18 protein-coding genes are annotated in these 16960 nt (G+C 29.8%); 12 read left to right on the top strand and 6 right to left on the bottom strand.

Translation table 11 applies throughout. The annotated features are described in order from the left end of the window. Window positions 1-28 precede the first annotated feature (28 nt). From folD to DW911_RS10970, 7 genes are all read left to right on the top strand, one after another. Window positions 29-874, top strand: coding sequence for a bifunctional methylenetetrahydrofolate dehydrogenase/methenyltetrahydrofolate cyclohydrolase FolD (folD, locus tag DW911_RS04095; protein ID WP_118432333.1), 846 nt, complete (start codon window positions 29-31; stop codon window positions 872-874). A gap of 5 nt (window positions 875-879) precedes the next feature. After that, window positions 880-1077 carry a DUF951 domain-containing protein gene (locus tag DW911_RS04090; RefSeq protein ID WP_118432292.1) on the top strand — a complete coding sequence of 66 codons (198 nt, stop codon included), beginning with the start codon at window positions 880-882 and terminating at the stop codon, window positions 1075-1077. A gap of 129 nt (window positions 1078-1206) precedes the next feature. Then, on the top strand, window positions 1207-2562 hold the full coding sequence (locus DW911_RS04085) for a glycoside hydrolase family 1 protein (protein WP_118432294.1): 1356 nt from the start codon (window positions 1207-1209) through the stop codon (window positions 2560-2562). Between the two features lie 90 nt (window positions 2563-2652). Continuing rightward, window positions 2653-4071, top strand: a complete 1419-nt coding sequence (locus DW911_RS04080) for an LTA synthase family protein (RefSeq protein WP_118432296.1) — start codon at window positions 2653-2655, stop codon at window positions 4069-4071. Window positions 4072-4214: 143 nt separating this feature from the next. Next, the gene (locus DW911_RS04075; protein WP_118432298.1) at window positions 4215-4757 is read left to right on the top strand and encodes a type IV toxin-antitoxin system AbiEi family antitoxin domain-containing protein; all 543 of its coding nucleotides are present in this window, start codon (window positions 4215-4217) and stop codon (window positions 4755-4757) included. After that, the gene (locus DW911_RS04070; RefSeq protein ID WP_199589061.1) at window positions 4757-5401 is read left to right on the top strand and encodes a nucleotidyl transferase AbiEii/AbiGii toxin family protein; all 645 of its coding nucleotides are present in this window, start codon (window positions 4757-4759) and stop codon (window positions 5399-5401) included. The genes DW911_RS04075 and DW911_RS04070 overlap by 1 nt, the downstream gene beginning before the upstream one ends. Then, window positions 5398-5580, top strand: coding sequence for a hypothetical protein (locus DW911_RS10970; RefSeq protein WP_199669449.1), 183 nt, complete (start codon window positions 5398-5400; stop codon window positions 5578-5580). Before DW911_RS04070 ends, DW911_RS10970 begins: the two co-directional genes overlap by 4 nt. A gap of 46 nt (window positions 5581-5626) precedes the next feature. On the opposite strand, the gene DW911_RS04065 is transcribed toward DW911_RS10970, so the two are convergent. Beyond that, a complete protein-coding gene (locus tag DW911_RS04065) occupies window positions 5627-6097 on the bottom strand; it encodes a phosphatase PAP2 family protein (RefSeq protein WP_118432300.1) in 471 nt (156 codons plus the stop codon). Then, window positions 6094-6321 (bottom strand): Smr/MutS family protein, encoded by a 228-nt coding sequence (locus DW911_RS04060; RefSeq protein ID WP_118607500.1) that lies wholly within the window; start codon window positions 6319-6321, stop codon window positions 6094-6096. The genes DW911_RS04065 and DW911_RS04060 overlap by 4 nt, the downstream gene beginning before the upstream one ends. 106 nt (window positions 6322-6427) lie before the next feature. Between DW911_RS04060 and ychF the strand changes: the two genes are divergently transcribed. From ychF to DW911_RS04035, 5 genes are all read left to right on the top strand, one after another. After that, the gene (gene ychF, locus DW911_RS04055) at window positions 6428-7528 is read left to right on the top strand and encodes a redox-regulated ATPase YchF (RefSeq protein WP_118432304.1); all 1101 of its coding nucleotides are present in this window, start codon (window positions 6428-6430) and stop codon (window positions 7526-7528) included. Then, window positions 7528-8295 carry a class B sortase gene (gene srtB / locus DW911_RS04050; RefSeq protein ID WP_118432306.1) on the top strand — a complete coding sequence of 256 codons (768 nt, stop codon included), beginning with the start codon at window positions 7528-7530 and terminating at the stop codon, window positions 8293-8295. Before ychF ends, srtB begins: the two co-directional genes overlap by 1 nt. A 185-nt stretch (window positions 8296-8480) precedes the next feature. After that, window positions 8481-10010, top strand: coding sequence for an LCP family protein (locus DW911_RS04045; RefSeq protein WP_118607499.1), 1530 nt, complete (start codon window positions 8481-8483; stop codon window positions 10008-10010). A gap of 123 nt (window positions 10011-10133) precedes the next feature. Continuing rightward, a complete protein-coding gene (locus DW911_RS04040) occupies window positions 10134-11639 on the top strand; it encodes an LCP family protein (RefSeq protein ID WP_233541831.1) in 1506 nt (501 codons plus the stop codon). 48 nt (window positions 11640-11687) lie between these two features. Next, window positions 11688-13196 (top strand): LTA synthase family protein, encoded by a 1509-nt coding sequence (locus tag DW911_RS04035; protein ID WP_118432311.1) that lies wholly within the window; start codon window positions 11688-11690, stop codon window positions 13194-13196. A 40-nt stretch (window positions 13197-13236) separates the two neighbouring features. Here the strand turns inward: DW911_RS04035 and DW911_RS04030 are convergent, their stop codons facing one another. The 4 genes from DW911_RS04030 to rfbA form a co-directional block, all read right to left on the bottom strand. After that, window positions 13237-14193, bottom strand: coding sequence for a 3-hydroxyacyl-CoA dehydrogenase family protein (locus tag DW911_RS04030; RefSeq protein WP_199589063.1), 957 nt, complete (start codon window positions 14191-14193; stop codon window positions 13237-13239). A 94-nt stretch (window positions 14194-14287) separates the two neighbouring features. Next, a complete protein-coding gene (gene rfbB / locus DW911_RS04025; RefSeq protein ID WP_118432315.1) occupies window positions 14288-15322 on the bottom strand; it encodes a dTDP-glucose 4,6-dehydratase in 1035 nt (344 codons plus the stop codon). Next, on the bottom strand, window positions 15323-15898 hold the full coding sequence (gene rfbC, locus DW911_RS04020; protein ID WP_118432317.1) for a dTDP-4-dehydrorhamnose 3,5-epimerase: 576 nt from the start codon (window positions 15896-15898) through the stop codon (window positions 15323-15325). 16 nt (window positions 15899-15914) lie between these two features. After that, a complete protein-coding gene (rfbA, locus tag DW911_RS04015) occupies window positions 15915-16796 on the bottom strand; it encodes a glucose-1-phosphate thymidylyltransferase RfbA (protein WP_118432319.1) in 882 nt (293 codons plus the stop codon). Window positions 16797-16960 lie beyond the last annotated feature (164 nt).

Below are 16960 nucleotides of genomic sequence, written 5' to 3'. Positions count from 1 at the left end.
GATAATATCTAATTGAGGGGGATATATGATGATTATTAGTGGTAAAGAAATATCAGTAAAAATAAAAGATCAATTAAAAGAAGAAGTATTAAAAATTAAAGATGAATATCAACGTTTACCTAAACTTGCTGTTATTTTGGTGGGTGACAATCAAGCAAGTCAAGTTTATGTAAGAAATAAAGAAAGAGGATGTGCTTATATTGGCATTGAATCATTAAAGATTACACATGATGCATCTTTTAGTGAAGCAGAATTATTAAAGGAAATTGAACAATTAAATCAAGATGATACGGTAGATGGTATTCTTGTTCAATTACCTTTACCAAAACATATTAATGAAGATAAAGTATTAGAAGCAATTGATCCATCAAAAGATGTTGATGGATTCCATCCACAAAATGTAGCTAAATTATTTTTGGGACAAAAAAGCTTAGTTCCTTGTACACCTAAAGGAATGATGGTTTTATTAGATGAAATTAATTATGATTTAACGGGAAAAGAAGTTGTTGTAGTAGGAAGAAGTAACATTGTAGGTAAACCAGTAGCTCTATTATGTTTACAAAAAAATGCAACAGTCACTATTGCTCATAGTAGAACTAAAAATTTAAAAGAAGTATGTAAAAGAGCAGATGTACTTATTGCGGCTGTAGGTCGTCCAAAGATGATTAACAGTGAATATGTTAAAGAAGGTGCGGTTGTTTTAGATGTTGGTATCAACCGTGATGAAAATAATAAATTATGCGGTGATGTTGATTTTGAAGACGTTAAAGATTTAGTACATGCGATTACACCAGTTCCTGGAGGAATTGGACCCATGACAATTACTATGTTATTACAAAATACATTAGAAGCCTTTTATCAACATCAACAATAGGAGGAATGATTGTGGAATATAAATTACATGATATCGTAGAGATGAAAAAACCACACCCATGTAAAAAGTCTAATCAATGGCAAATTATCAGAATGGGTGCTGATATTAAAATTAAGTGTTTAGGATGTCAGGCCATTGTTATGTTTTCAAGACGTGATTTTGAAAAACGTTTAAAGAGGGTCATTCCACAAGATCAAGAATAGTGTAAGTGAAACAAAGTTTCATTTATACTATTCTTTTTTCTTTATTTATGAAACATGATTATGAATTAACTTGATTAACTCACAACATTTTTATTTCATGTTATGATGTTAAGCAAGGAGGAAATATAAATGTTTCAAGAAGGATTTTTATGGGGTGGAGCAGTAACTGCTCACCAAAGTGAAGGAGCTTATACAGCTTGTGGAAAATCACCTGCCGTTTGTGATTTATTTCCAAAACCAGAACATAGTGATTTTAAGGATGGTATTGATAGTTTTCATCGTTATGATGAAGATTTTGCATTATTTGAAGAAATGGGATTTACAAGTTATCGTTTTTCTATAGATTGGTCTCGTGTATGTCCCGATGGAGAACATTTCAGTGAAGAGGCCATGCAATTCTATGATGATTTCATTGATTCAATGATTAAACATGGTATGGAACCAATGTGTTCTTTATATCATTTTGAAATGCCTCAAGTATTAATGAAGAAGTATAATGGTTTTTATAGTCGTAAAGTGGTAGATTTATTTGTGAAGTTTGCTGATAAAATGATTGATCGTTATGGTGATCGTGTTAAAAAATGGATTTCATTTAATGAACAAAATTCAATTGGTTTAATTGGTAGTAAAAAAATAGCTTATGGAGCCGTATGTCCTACTGGATGTGATGAACAACTCTTTATTAATCAATTAGTACATAATACTTTTGTTGCACATGCTAAAGTAGTGGAAAAAGTACACACTATTAAAGATGCTATTGTACTGGGAATGGTCATCTATATTCCTCATTATGCAGCAACATGTAATCCATTAGATGAATTAGAAGCCCGTAATCAAATGGCAGTAACGGATATGTATTTTGAAATGTTTACTTATGGTGAATATTCTTCTTATATGTTAGCTAAGATGAAAAATGAAAATAAAATGCCAGAGATGGAACCGGGTGATTTAGAATTATTAAAGAATAATACTTGTGATTGGTTATCATTATCTTATTATTTCTCTACAGTAGCATCGTATGGTAAATTAAGCATGGATATGAATGGTAATGCTAAGGCAGCAGTAAACCCTTATTTAAAAGCCAGTGAATGGGGTTGGCAAATTGATCCATTAAGTTTAAGAATTGGTTTAAGAGATATTTATGCGAGATATCGTTTACCAGTCATGGTTGTTGAAAATGGTTTTGGTATGCGTGATCAATTAGTAAATGGTACTGTTGAAGATGATGATCGTATTAATTATATGAAAGATCATATTGAACAAATTTCATTAGCGATTGATGAAGGAGTCGATTGTCGAGGATACTTAATGTGGGGTCCTATTGATATTTTATCTTCGCAAGGAGAAATGTCTAAACGTTATGGAACAATCTATGTTAATAGAGAAGATAAAGATTTAAAAGATATGAAACGTTATAAAAAGAAGAGTTTCTACTGGTATAAAAAAGTGATTGAAACAAACGGGAAAGATATAGCCAATGACTAACTTGTAAGGAAAGTATGTAAATGACATGCTTTCCTTTTTTTTTCGTGTTAGTTATGATAGAATGATTCAATAACGAAAAGGACTGATAAAATGTTAATTTTAATTATTTTTATAGCTATGCTTGCTATCATGAGTATACTATGGGGCAATCGTACATTTTCTGTAAAGACATTAAATCAAATGATTTATCACTTAGTTGTTCCTTGTGATGGAACAGATCAAGGAATATTTAAGGACTGGTTTTTAAATTGTGGTCCACAAGCCATGTTACTGACACTAGGATGGTATGTTATTTTTTATCATACCCCACTTCAATTTTTACTTGATTATCAAGGATGGCTTATTTTTATTTTTGTTTTTGGAACAATCCTTTATGCTTTAATTAATTATCAAATTATAAGTTATGTACTAGATATGATAAGAGTATCTCGTTTATATGAAGAACATTATGTTGATCCAAGAACGGTAGAATTAGAATTTCCAAGTAAAAGAAATCTTATTCATATTTATTTAGAATCAGTAGAAAATACGTATCTATCTAAAGAAGATGGAGGACAAGAAGAAAATAATTATATTAGAGAACTAGGAACATTAGCTAAAAAAGAAGTCAATTTTTCTCATCATGATTTAATTGGTGGAAGTCATACGGTAGAAGGAACACAATGGACAATTGCTTCTATGGTAGCTCAAGAAGCCGGTATACCATTATTATTCCCTCTTACTAAAGATAAATACAATACAGAGTCACCGTTTCTGCCAGGTTGTTATACCATGGGAGAAATATTAGAAAAACAAGGGTATCAAAATGAAATCTTAATGGGATCAGATGCAAATTTTGCGTGTACTTCTAATTTTTATAAACAACATGGACATTTTAAAATTGTTGATATTGAAAGTGCTAAAAAAAGTGGTCGTCTTCCTGAAGATTATCATGTATTTTGGGGCTTTGAAGATAAAAAAGTATTTGAGTTTGCTAGAGAAGATATCACTAAAATGGCACAAAGTAAGCAGCCATTTTGTATGGAATTAGTCACAATTGATACCCATACACCAGATGGTTATATTTGTGAAGATTGCAAACATGATTATGATCAACAATATGCTAATGTTATTCGCTGCCAATCAAAACAAGTTGAACAGTTTATCTTGTGGTGTCAAAAACAACCTTGGTATGAAAATACAACCATTGTGATTACGGGTGATCATAATAGTATGTCTGAAAAATTCTTTACTCATTTAGATAAAAATTATTTAAGAACACCTTATAATTGTTTTATTAATTGCGATGCTAAAATTGAAAATAATAAAAATCGTGATTTTGCTATTTTTGATTTCTATCCTACTATTCTTGCTTGTATGGGCGTTAAAATTAAAGGGGAACGCTTAGGGTTAGGAACAAATTTATTAAGTGGACAAAAAACATTAATGGAACAATATGGATTTAAAAAACTGAATAGTGAAATTAAAAAAAGATCACGTTTTTATAAACATAAATTAGTAAAAAAATAGGAGAAATGGTAACATTTCTCCTTTAAAGTATAAGAAACAGTAAATTAATATTGATTATTCACAGATATGATAATATAATTTATTTAAGTAAACATCCGAAAAAAATAGTATTTTTCGGATAAATAATGAAAAGTGGTGATAATATGATTTTAAAGCATAAGCAATGTTTAGAATTGTATAATTCTGATTATATGATTAAAGAAAAATTAAAAAATAATACGCTATTTAAAATAGAAAAAGGTTTGTACTCAACTATAAAAAATTACTCATATTTGGAAGTGATACTGACAAAGTATCCTCAAGCAATATTAACTATGGATTCTGCTTTTTATTATCACGCTTTGACAGATGTTATTCCTGAAAAGTATCATTTAATAACAAGTAAAGATGCTTATAAAATTCAAGATAAGAATATAAAGCAGTATTTTATTAAAGATGATTACTTGAATTATGGAAAAGAAACTAAAGTTATACATGGTATAAATATGAATATTTATAGTAAGGAAAGATTGTTGATAGAATTGATAAGATACAAAAATAAATTACCTTTTGATTACTATAAAGAAATTATTGATTCTTACAGAAAAATTATTCATGAGTTAAATCTTGAAAAGATAGAAGAATATGCATATACACTTCCAAAATCCCAAATGGTAATGAATACAATTCAAATGGAGGTGTTTTAATGGGATATTTGCAATCATTAATTGCAACAACAAAAGAACAAGGATATGATGATGAAAATGCTGAGGCTAAAGTTTGCCAAGATATTATATTAAAAGCTATATCTAATACTTCGTTACGTAACCATGCAACAATAAAAGGTGGTGTAGTTATGAGAAATATTTCCCATAATATTAGGAGAGCTACACAAGATATCGACATTGATTTTATAAGATACTCTTTAAGTGATGAATCAATATTAGAATTTATTTTGAAACTAAATAATATCAAAGAAGTAAAAATATCAGTAATTGGAAATATAGAGCAATTAAAACAACAAGATTATTATGGGAAAAGGGTCTATGTTTGTATTGAGGATAACAGTGGGTATATAATCAAAAGTAAGATTGATTTTGGGGTACATAAGGGTTTGACTATAGATCAAGAAGAATATTGCTTTGATGTATGTTTAGATGAAAACGGCGCAAGTTTACTGATGAATTCAAAGGAACAAATGTTTACTGAAAAATTACGCTCATTATTAAAGTTTGGTACATTTTCAAGAAGATATAAAGATATCTTTGATATGTGTTACCTAATAGATAAGCTAGATGTAAATAAGTTGCAATATTGTTTAAAAAATATATTTACGATGATGAAGGGATGAAAGAAAATAATATAGATGACATTATTAAGAGCCTATCACTTACATTGAAAAATAAATTTTTTCAAAACAGGGTTAAAACATCCAGAAGAAATTGGTTGAACAAAGATGTTGAAATATTAACAAATGAAATAATTGATTTTTTTAAAATGTTGAAAAAAGAAGTATCTGTTAATGTTTAATGTATAAAAAAACTGTATGATGCTATTTCAAAATACAGTTTTTTTATTAAATTATTGAAATGATTAAAGCAATAATGATGGCAGTGAGTACATCACTAACAAAATGAACGCCACATAATATCCTTGAAAGACCAACTAAGATAGCTAAAAATAAAGTGATACTTCCTAGGGGGAGTGAGATATGAAGTAATGCTAAAGCAATCGCAAAGGCACTTACAGTATGACGACTAGGAAATGATTCTCCGGTTTTATGACCTACAAGAGGTTCTATGTTTAAAGCAATACAAGGACGAGGTCGATTGTAAAGCTTACGAATAATCGTGACAATAATAAAAGATAAAGCTGGTTTGATAATTGTGACTTTTAGTTGAGTATCATGATTAATGAATAGATAGATGAGAGTAAGTATGTATATAGAAGCTACAAGATAGGGTGTTATTTTTGAAATAATAATGCATGGTTTATCTAAATGATGTTTTTTTTGAAATTCTAAAATATTGATATAAAATTGTCTCATGATTGAATAATGAATACGGTTTCTCCTTGATTAAGAGTTCGTATTTTCCTTACGATACGAGGATGATGATAGCTTTTTTGAATGTAATCTTTTAATATTTTAGAAGAGTAACCATGGATGATAGTCACTTCTTGACAAAAGGCAGGAACTTGGTCTAAAAAATGATCAAGCTGTACTTTTGCTTCTTGTTTAGTATAACCATGTAAATCAATAGATGGATTCATATTTTCACCTCGATGTTATTATAGAACATTTTACTGATCGGTTAAAGATGTTGCTTTTAACGTGATAATTCATTACAATAGAGGGGTATAAAAAGGAGTGAAAAACATGGCATTAACAGCAGGAATTGTTGGTTTACCAAATGTTGGAAAATCAACGTTATTTAACGCAATTACAAATGCACAAGTAGAAGCAGCAAACTATCCGTTTGCGACAATTGATCCTAATGTAGGAGTAGTAGAAGTACCAGATTATCGACTAGATAAATTAACTGAATTAATTGAACCTAAAAAGACAGTACCAACAACTTTTGAATTTACTGATATTGCTGGACTTGTAAGAGGAGCAAGTAGAGGAGAAGGTTTAGGAAATAAATTCTTAGGTAATATTAGAGAAACAGATGCGATCTGTGAAGTTGTAAGATGTTTTAGAGATAAAGATGTGACTCATGTAGATGGAAATGTAGATCCTATTCGTGATATTGAAACGATTAATCTTGAACTCATTATGGCTGACTTAGAAACAGTTGAAAAAAGAATTGGTCGTTTAGAAAAGAAAGCTAAATCTGGTGATAAAGAAGCAAAAGCAGAAATGAATGTTTTAGAAAAATTAAAACCAGCTTTAGAAGCAAATAAACCAGCAAGAACAATTGAATTTGATAAAGAGGAAATGGCCATTGTTAAACAATACACATTACTTACAATGAAACCATTAATTTATGTAGCTAACTTAGGTGAAGAAGATTTAGAAGATCCTTTGCAAAATCCTTATTATGTTCAAGTTCTTGATTTCGCTAAGGCAGAAGGAAGCGATGTTGTTCCTATCTGTGCTAAGATTGAAGCTGAACTTGTAGGAATGGATAAAGAAGAAAAAGATATGTTCATGCAAGATTTAGGTATTGATGAAAGTGGTTTAGATAAATTAATTAAAGAAGCATATAGTTTACTTGGATTAAGAACTTATTTTACAGCTGGAGTACAAGAAGTACGTGCTTGGACATTTAAAGAAGGAATGACTGCACCAGAAATGGCAGGTATTATTCATAGTGATTTCCAAAGAGGTTTTATTAAAGCAGAAACATATAGTTTTGATGATTTAATGAAATATGGTAGTGAAGCAGCACTTAAAGAAGCTGGAAAGATTAGGCAAGAAGGGAAACAATATGTTGGTCAAGATGGAGACATCATGTTGTTTAAGTTTAATGTTTAATGAATAAAGTAAAGAATTGGATTAGACGTATTCTTTTAGTTGTATGTATATGTGTATTTTGTTATTCAGCTTATAATTTGATTTCTATCTATCTTGATTATAAAAAGATTGATGATGATTATGGAAAGATTGAATCAACTTATGTCAAGGAAACTGAAACAAAGGAAGGTCAAGCTTATTTGGATATTGATTGGGATAGTTTATTAAAACGTAATAGTGATGTAAAAGCATGGATCCAAATTCCAGATACAAAAGTCAATTATCCAGTTTTACAAGGTGAAACAAATGATACGTATATTCATAGTGATATTGATAAAAAATCATTTAGAGCGGGATGTATTTTTATAGATTCTAATAATCAAAATCCTTTTCAAGATATCAATACGGTAATTTATGGACATAATATGAAGAATGGTTCAATGTTTAATAATATAAAATCATATCATGATCAAGATTTTGCAAATAAGCATCCTTATATATATATTTACTTTCCTAATGGAACAGTAAGTCAATATAAAGTAGTTGCTTCGCATATCATTTCACAAGAAAGTGTTTTATATAATACTCAAATTCAAAATATTCCCGATTTTTATCAGGAAATGTTAAAAAATTCAAAGATCAAAGTTGATTTTGACCAAAATCAACAAACACCGGTTATTACATTATCTACATGTGTATCAGGAGATAGTAATAATGAACAAAGGAATGTTGTTCATGCTTTATTAAATAAAGCAAACATTAATCCAAAAGAAGAAAAAATGGAATAAGGCTAGTCACATAAAATAATTTATAGTATACTAGAAAAGTATTTGGTAATAAGAAATATAACTCTTACCAACAATATCAAATACTACAAAAAACAGGCTTCCTAGGTGCCTGTTTTTTTGTGTTCATTTGCTATAAAATGTCGATTATGCTATGATAAACAAGAAATCAACCGAGGAGGTTAATTATGAAAGAAAACAAATTTATTAAGTTTATGACATCACGTGCACTTGTACTTATTTTACAAGTTATTGCATCAGGAATGTTTGGATATTTAGTTTATAAAACTAAACTATTGCCCACAAAATATTTTATTGCTCTTGTAGCTGTTTTGGTAGTTTTGATTGCTTTATTTTGGATTATTATTCAAACTGGTAAAAAGAAAATTAAAGCAGGAAAAAGAAGTAAAAGAACAATTATTTCAAAGATTTTAAGTTTACTTGTTTCTATTTTATTAGTTGTAGCTAGCACTTTTGCGGTAAGAGGAAATTCTTTCTTTGATAATGTACAAACTACAACACAAAAATACGCTATTAATGTTATTGTGTTAAAAGATGGAAAATATGGTAGTGCTTCTTTGCAAGATTTAAAAGGTAAGAAATTTGGTATTTCTTATGAACAAGAAAAAGCAACTTTAAATAAAGCACTCGCTAAATTAGAAGATGATATTGATACACAAAATTACACTAAATATGATAAATATAGTGAATTAGCAGATGCTTTATATAATAATGAAGTTGACGCTATTGTGGTAGGAAATCAATATAAATCTATGCTTGAATTAAATCATGAAGGTTTTGATGAAGAAACAAGAATTGTTAAAACATATGAATTTGAAAAGAAGGCTAAGTCAGTTACCACATCAGTTACTGATGTAACAACAAAACCATTTAATGTTTATATTACAGGTATTGATACTTATGGTAGTGTTTCAACAGTATCTAGAAGTGATGTTAACTTAGTTGTTACAGTGAATCCTAATACAAAACAAATTTTAATGATTAGTATTCCTCGTGATTGTGAAATTAATTTACATAGAAATGGTAAAATGGATAAATTAACACATACTGGTATTTATGGAGTAGAAGAAACAATTTCTACTATTGAAGATTTCTTAAGTACGGATATTAACTATTATGCCAGAACAAACTTTGGTGGTATTACGAATATCGTTGATGCTTTAGGTGGTGTTAAGGTTAATTCTGATTATGATTTTACAACTTTACATGGTAATTATCATATCGTTAAAGGTGAACAAGATATGGATGGGGACAAAGCATTATGCTTTGTTAGAGAAAGACATGCTTTCTTAGCTGGAGATTTTGTTCGTGGACAAAATCAACAAAAATTATTAAAAGCGATGTTAAGTAAAGCAATGTCACCAAAGATTATTACAAACTTTGAAACTATCTTATCAGCTATTGAAGGATGTTTTGAAACAAATATGACATCTGATGAAATGAAATCATTAATTAATATGCAATTAGATGATAATGCTGATTGGGAAATCTTTAATGTTCAAGTAAGTGGTGAAGGATATCAAACTGATCAAACTTATTCAATGCCAGGATCAACAATCTACGTTATGAAACCATATCAAAGTTATGTAAGAAAAATTAAGAAATTAATTGATCGTGTTGAAAATGGTGATAAATTAACAGATAAAGATGTTAAAGGTTTAGGTAATGATTCAAATACAGATACAGATGCTGAATAGGATATCAAGTCAATGGGTAAAATAGCCTGTTGACTTTTTTTGTCTAATTATGTTATCTATGCTGTATGAATTGAATGAAACAATGCTTTATGATATGATTAAGGGTATGTAAGAGGTGAAATTATGGCTAAGCATAAGAAGAAAGGTTTCTTTGCGAAACTGTTATCTAAAAGGGTATTACTATTTATACAACTGATTATGTCAATTATCTTTTTGGCATATATTTATATATTAAAGATGTTACCAACTAAGTATTATATGATTTTAGTTGGAGTGATAGTTTTATTATTTATTATGATGAACTTATTTATTCGTTCGGGAATAAAAAGAAAGAGAAAGTATGGAAAAGGATCAAGAGTGGTTTTTAGTAAATTACTTTGTTTGATTATCAGTGTCGTTTTAGGCTATACATCTGTGATGATTGCTAAAGGAAATTCTTTTTTGTCTAATATTACCGGATCATTTTTAGAAACTCGTGTGATCTCCATTTATGCAATGAATGATAGCTCGATTAAAAGTTTAGATGATTTAAAAGGAGAGACAGTAGGAATTCAAAGTGAAAGAGGCACATCTTCAATCAATAATGCTTTATCTAAAGCTGAAGATAAGTTAGGATCGAAGATTAAAACCAAAGATTATAAAACTTATGCTAAATTGGGCGATGCTTTAGTTGATGGTAAAGTGAAAGTGATTGTTGTTGATCAAGCTTATATGTCATTGCTTGAAACGCATCATGATGGGTTAGATGAAAATTTAAGAAGTTTATTTAAAGTAGAAACAAAAGAAAGAATCAATAATGTGATGAAAGATACGAATGTAACGAAAAAGCCATTTATTGTTTATGTTACAGGTATTGATACTTATGGTACAGTTTCTACGATATCACGTACGGATGTTAACTTACTTGTTTGTGTGAGTCCTGTTAATCATCAAATATTGATGGTCTCTATTCCTCGTGATACGGAAGTCAATCTTCATAAAAATGGGAAGATGGATAAATTGACCCATTCGGCTATGTATGGTATTGATGAAACCATTTCAACAATTCAAGATTTCTTGGAGTTAGATGTTAACTATTATGCTAAAACAAACTTTAGTGGCATTACTAATATCATTGATGCTTTAGGTGGAGTGACAATAGATTCACCATATAATTTTACAACTATGCACGGGCATTATCGAATTAATAAAGGCTTAAATGAACTAAATGGTGATCAGGCATTATGCTTTGTTAGAGAAAGATATGCTTTACCTCGTGGTGATTTTGACCGTGGACAAAATCAACAACGTTTATTAAAAGCAATGATTAAAAAAGCATTATCACCACAAATTATTACTAACTATAATAATATTCTTTCAGCAGTAGAAGGATGCTTTGAAACGAATATGGCTTCTGATGATATTAAAGCTTTAGTTAATAAACAAATTGATGATGGTGGAAGTTGGCAAATGTTTAATGTTCAAGTATCAGGAGAAGGGCATAAGACAACGAAGACTTATTCAATGCCGGGACAAAGTGTTTATACAATGGTACCTGATGAAAAAAGATTGAACAGAATTATTGAAGTCATCAATAAAATTGAAGCTGATGAAAAAATAACAAAAAGTGATGTTAAAGGTTTACAATAAGGATAAATTTATTTATCCTTATTTTCTCTCTTTAACTAGGAGAAAAGTATGAAAAATAAAAGAATTAAAATAGAATTAATCTTTTTTGACTTGTTCTTATTTTTAGGAATATTACTTAGTGTATCCACACTATGGGCGGTAAAGATGTTTGGTAAAACATCTGTTGATTCGATGATTTTTACATTGTTGGCACCGACAGCAGGAACGGATAGCTCTGTTATTTATAGTTGGTTGTCTTGGTGTTTAGCAACAAGTGTTCTCGCAACAATACTCATTACTTTAGTTGTTATTTATATTTATAAACGTAAACATTATTCTTGGCTACATTATATTTGGGTAGTGGGAATAGTGGTTTTAGTAGGGTCTTTGGTTAATGTAGAGTGTCAATATCATATTGTTGCTTATATTCAAAATCAAAAAGAAACAACGTATATTTATGAACAAAAGCCTAAAAAGAAAAAGAATGTAGCTAAAGACGGTGATGAGAAACTGATTTATGCTAATCCTCAAAGTGTTGAAATAAGTGGTAATGAAACGAATAATTTGATTTATATTTATTTAGAGTCCTATGAAAATACTTTTATGGATAAAAATAATGGTGGTGTAAAAGATGTTAATTGTTTACCTGAATTAACACAACTTGCTAATGAAAACCTTAATTTTTCTAATACTGATAAATTAGGGGGTGCGATTGCTTTTACTGGAAGTACCTGGACAATAGGATCAATGGTAGCCCAATCATCAGGTTTACCATTAAAAGCAGAACTAGCTAATAATATGGATAAATTTACTAAGTTTATGCCAGGTGCTAAAATGATTGGTGATGTTTTAAAAGAGCAAGGCTATAATCAAGAATTGTTAATAGGAAGTAAGAGTTCTTTTGCCGGAACAAATCATATGTTTAATCAACATGGACAATATCAAATAGTAGATTTGGACACGATTAAAAGTAATTATGATTTAAAAGATGATGATTACTGTTCTTGGGGAATTAATGATCATAAATTATTAGAAGTAGCAAGAAATGAATTAGGTATGTTAGCTGCTAAAGGACAAAAATTTAACTTTACGATGGCTACAATAGATTGTCACATGCCTAGTGGGATGTTATGTAAGCAATGTCCGTGTACATATAAAAATAGATATGAAAATATCTATGCTTGTCAATCTAAGCAAGTTAATGATTTTATAACATGGTGTAAGCAACAATCTTGGTATGAAAATACAACCATCATTCTTGTTGGTGATCATCAAACGATGGCTCAAGATTATGTTAATGATGTAGACAGTACATATCAAAGGACAACATATAATTGTTTTATTAATAGTAAGATACAAGCGGTTAATAATAAAAATAGACAATTTACACAAATGGATATGTATCCTACTACGTTAGCGGCGATGGGATTTGAGGTAAAAGGGAATAAGTTAGGTTTAGGGACGAATTTGTTTTCTAAATTACCAACCGTAATAGAAAAATACTCAACAAGCTATATTGAACAAGAAATATCTAAAAGCTCTGAGTACTTAAATAAAGAGATATATCAATTTGAATAAGAAAAAAGATTTATGATGGTAAGTCATAAATCTTTTTTTATTATAGTTTATGATGAAGTTTTAGAAATTCAATGAGCATATGGTCACGATATTGTTTAAGAGATTCTTCATCATTACCGATTTGAGGATCTCTGTTTTTCATTGCTTCTTCAACTCCGGTTCTTGCTTTGTTTGGCCAATCTTCAGGAAATTCCTTAAAGTCAGCCATATCATTTAACCAAAGGTTAATAGAGTCATGTAAATGATTCATAAGACCATCAATACCAACAGCGCCTCCACCTAAATGGAAAATGAGGGATGGTCCCATAATACCCCAACGGATACCTGGTCCAAAAGTAACGGCTTTATCAGCATCTTCTACACTACAAACGCCACTTTCTACTAAATGGCATACTTCACGATAAAGAGCCATTTGAAGTCGATTGCAAATGAATCCTAAAGCTTCTTTTTGTAAGACAACGGGTTCTTTATTGACAGAAGTATAAAATTCTTTCGTTTGTTGAACATACTTTTCATCTGTCTTTTCACCTTTAGTAATTTCAACTAAAGGAATAAGATGAGGTGGATTGTAAGGATGCCCACCAACAAATCTTTCAGGATGTTTAGCATATTTAGCAATTTCACTTACTAAGAGTCCTGATGTAGAACTAGCAATAATCGCATCATCTAAACAATATTTTTCAATTTCTTCTACCACTTGATGTTTAACATCATAATGTTCAGGTGCTGATTCTTGAATAAAGAAAGCATCTTTAACGGCTTCTTCCATTGAAGTTGTAAGGGTAATATGATTTTCAACTTCTTTTAATCTTGTCTCGTCTAAAACATGATTTTCTTTTAGAATTTCTAAATTATCATGGATGATGTTTTTAGCCTTAGCTAAAACCTCATCATTAATATCGTATACAGCAACATCTAAATCTTTTAAGGCGAAACAAATGGCCCAACTGGAACCAATGACACCACTCCCTACACATGCTACTTTTTTATTATTCATTTTTGTCATCTCCTATACCTTTATTATACTACTTTGTGAATTTATTGGCATAGATAAAATAAAAAAGACCAGATATAATCTGGTCTAAGTAATACTATTCTTCTACTCTTCCTTTTTGTACATACATTTTATCAAAATAATTTTGATATTCTCCAGAAAGAATATTTTGCCACCATTCTTTGTTATCTAAATACCATTGGATAGTTTGTTGGATTCCTGTATCAAAGTTATATTTTGGTTTCCATCCAAGTTCAGTTTCTAATTTATGAGGATCAATAGCGTATCTTCTATCATGTCCTTTACGATCTTCAACAAATTTAATTAAAGATTCAGGTTTACCTAATGCTTTTAAGATAGTCTTAACAACTTCTAAGTTTGTTCTTTCGTTATGTCCACCTACGTTGTATACTTCACCAACACGTCCTTTTCTAACAATTAAGTCGATTGCAACACAGTGATCATAAACATGTAACCAGTCACGCACATTGTCCCCTTTACCATATACTGGTAATGCTTCATCAGCTAAAGCTCTAGAAATCATTAATGGAATTAATTTTTCTGGGAAATGGTAAGGACCATAGTTATTAGAACATCTAGAGATTGTTACTGGAAGTCCAAAAGTACGATGATAAGCTAATACAAATAAATCTGCAGAAGCTTTAGATGAACTATATGGACTAGAAGTATGTAATGGTGTTGTTTCTGTAAAGAATAAATCTGGACGATCTAATGGTAAATCACCATATACTTCATCAGTAGATACTTGATGATATCTTTTAATTCCATATTTATTACAAGCATCTAATAAAGTTGTTGTTCCCATAACATTTGTTTTAACAAAGATTTCAGGATCTTCAATACTTCTATCTACATGTGATTCAGCAGCAAAGTTAACAACAACATCAAATTTTTCTTTTTCAAATAAATCAAAGATGAATTGACGATCGGCAATGTCACCTCTAACAAATTTATAATTTGGTTTACCTTCTACTGGTTTACAAGTTTCTAAGTTACCAGCATAAGTTAATAAATCTAAGTTAACAATCATATCTTCTGGGTATTTGTTAACCATATAATGAACAAAGTTTCCACCAATGAAACCAGCTCCACCTGTTACTAAAATTTTCATTTATTTATCTCCTTCATATACAAATTGATTATTAGAATTTTCTAATGTAGGACCAGTTTGATCTTTTTGTGATAATACTGGTTCAATACCATTTAATAATGATCCCCAATCAACATTTGCAGTAGGATCATCATAACGCATACCACCTTCAGATTCTTTATTATAGATATTGTCTACTTTATATCTGAATTCCACATCATCAGTTAATGTTAAGAATCCATGAGCAAAACCTTGAGGAATAAAGAATTGACGATGATTTTCAGCGCTTAATTCAACCGATACCCATTGACCAAAAGTAGGACTTCCTTTACGGATATCAACGGCTACATCAATAACTTTACCTTTAGTACAAGATACAAGTTTAGATTGTGCATAAGGAGGATTTTGCCAATGTAAACCTCTTAAAGTTCCTTTTTGTGCACTAAATGACATATTGTCTTGTACAAAATCAACTGTAATTCCTAGTTTTTCATATTTTGGTTTAGAATATGTTTCTGTAAAATATCCACGATGATCACCAAAAACATCAGTTTCGACAATTAAAACACCTGGGATTTTTGTTTCAATAACTTTCATTTTATTACTTCCTTTTTTATTGATCTATAAATTTTCCATCCATGACATCTTTTAAATACTTACCGTATTGATTCTTTTTATACAATTCATAAGCATTATTTAATTCATCTTTGGAAATCCATCCGTTATTATAAGCAATTTCTTCTAAACATGCAATTTTTCTATTTTGATGTGTTTCTACAGTTTTAACGAAGTTAGTAGCATCAACTAAACTTTCATGTGTTCCTGTATCTAACCATGTAAATCCTTGACCTAATAATTCTACATCTAAGTTACCTTTATCTAAGTAGATTTTATTTAAGTCAGTAATTTCTAATTCACCACGAGCCGATGGCTTAATTTGTTTAGCATATTCAACAACGTTTTTATCATAGAAATATAAGCCAGTTACAGCGTAGTTAGATTTAGGTTGAGCTGGTTTTTCTTCTAATGATACAGCTTTACCATTTTCATCAAATTCAACAACCCCAAATCTTTCAGGATCATCAACATAATATCCAAATACTGTTGCACCTTCTTCTTTACTAGCAGCTCTTCTAAGTCTTTTTGATAAACCATGACCATGGAAAATATTATCTCCTAAAATCATGGCACAAGCTTCACCATTGATGAATTCTTCACCTAAAATGAAAGCTTGAGCTAAACCATCTGGAGATGGTTGTACTTTATATTGAAGAGAAATACCAAATTGATGTCCATCACCAAGTAATTCTTTAAATCTTGGAGTGTCATCTGGTGTTGAGATAATTAAAATATCTTTAATACCAGCATTCATTAAGATACTTAATGGATAATAAATCATTGGTTTGTCATAAATTGGTAATAATTGTTTACTTGTTACTTGTGTTAGAGGATATAGTCTTGTTCCTGATCCTCCGGCTAATACGATACCTTTCATATAAGCTCCTCCTTTGTTACGATTATATCATAAACCATAACGTAACGTAATGGTCAATAAAAATGTTGATTTTATCATAAAAAAAGTAATAATCAAAAACGATTATTACTTTGAGTATTTAAAATAATCTGATATTTTAGTTTTAAACAAAAATAGTATTGGTA

Source organism: Erysipelatoclostridium sp. AM42-17, assembly GCF_003480255.1.
Classification (GTDB): Bacteria; Bacillota_I; Bacilli_A; order Erysipelotrichales; family Coprobacillaceae; genus Faecalibacillus.
The sequence above is the reverse complement of the archived record's forward strand: the minus strand, read 5'-3'. Positions and strand labels throughout refer to the sequence as shown.

What these genes read in the sequence shown, in the direction of transcription:
- DW911_RS04090 (WP_118432292.1), top strand. Translation starts at nt 880, where the DNA reads ATGATTGTGGAATATAAATTACATGATATCGTAGAGATGAAAAAACCA.
- ychF (WP_118432304.1), top strand. Translation starts at nt 6,428, where the DNA reads ATGGCATTAACAGCAGGAATTGTTGGTTTACCAAATGTTGGAAAATCA.
- folD (WP_118432333.1), top strand. Translation starts at nt 29, where the DNA reads ATGATTATTAGTGGTAAAGAAATATCAGTAAAAATAAAAGATCAATTA.
- srtB (WP_118432306.1), top strand. Translation starts at nt 7,528, where the DNA reads ATGAATAAAGTAAAGAATTGGATTAGACGTATTCTTTTAGTTGTATGT.
- rfbC (WP_118432317.1), bottom strand. Translation starts at nt 15,898, where the DNA reads ATGAAAGTTATTGAAACAAAAATCCCAGGTGTTTTAATTGTCGAAACT.
- DW911_RS04085 (WP_118432294.1), top strand. Translation starts at nt 1,207, where the DNA reads ATGTTTCAAGAAGGATTTTTATGGGGTGGAGCAGTAACTGCTCACCAA.
- DW911_RS04040 (WP_233541831.1), top strand. Translation starts at nt 10,134, where the DNA reads ATGGCTAAGCATAAGAAGAAAGGTTTCTTTGCGAAACTGTTATCTAAA.
- rfbB (WP_118432315.1), bottom strand. Translation starts at nt 15,322, where the DNA reads ATGAAAATTTTAGTAACAGGTGGAGCTGGTTTCATTGGTGGAAACTTT.
- DW911_RS10970 (WP_199669449.1), top strand. Translation starts at nt 5,398, where the DNA reads ATGAAAGAAAATAATATAGATGACATTATTAAGAGCCTATCACTTACA.
- DW911_RS04030 (WP_199589063.1), bottom strand. Translation starts at nt 14,193, where the DNA reads ATGAATAATAAAAAAGTAGCATGTGTAGGGAGTGGTGTCATTGGTTCC.
- DW911_RS04075 (WP_118432298.1), top strand. Translation starts at nt 4,215, where the DNA reads ATGATTTTAAAGCATAAGCAATGTTTAGAATTGTATAATTCTGATTAT.
- DW911_RS04070 (WP_199589061.1), top strand. Translation starts at nt 4,757, where the DNA reads ATGGGATATTTGCAATCATTAATTGCAACAACAAAAGAACAAGGATAT.
- DW911_RS04045 (WP_118607499.1), top strand. Translation starts at nt 8,481, where the DNA reads ATGAAAGAAAACAAATTTATTAAGTTTATGACATCACGTGCACTTGTA.
- DW911_RS04065 (WP_118432300.1), bottom strand. Translation starts at nt 6,097, where the DNA reads ATGAGACAATTTTATATCAATATTTTAGAATTTCAAAAAAAACATCAT.
- DW911_RS04080 (WP_118432296.1), top strand. Translation starts at nt 2,653, where the DNA reads ATGTTAATTTTAATTATTTTTATAGCTATGCTTGCTATCATGAGTATA.
- DW911_RS04060 (WP_118607500.1), bottom strand. Translation starts at nt 6,321, where the DNA reads ATGAATCCATCTATTGATTTACATGGTTATACTAAACAAGAAGCAAAA.
- rfbA (WP_118432319.1), bottom strand. Translation starts at nt 16,796, where the DNA reads ATGAAAGGTATCGTATTAGCCGGAGGATCAGGAACAAGACTATATCCT.
- DW911_RS04035 (WP_118432311.1), top strand. Translation starts at nt 11,688, where the DNA reads ATGAAAAATAAAAGAATTAAAATAGAATTAATCTTTTTTGACTTGTTC.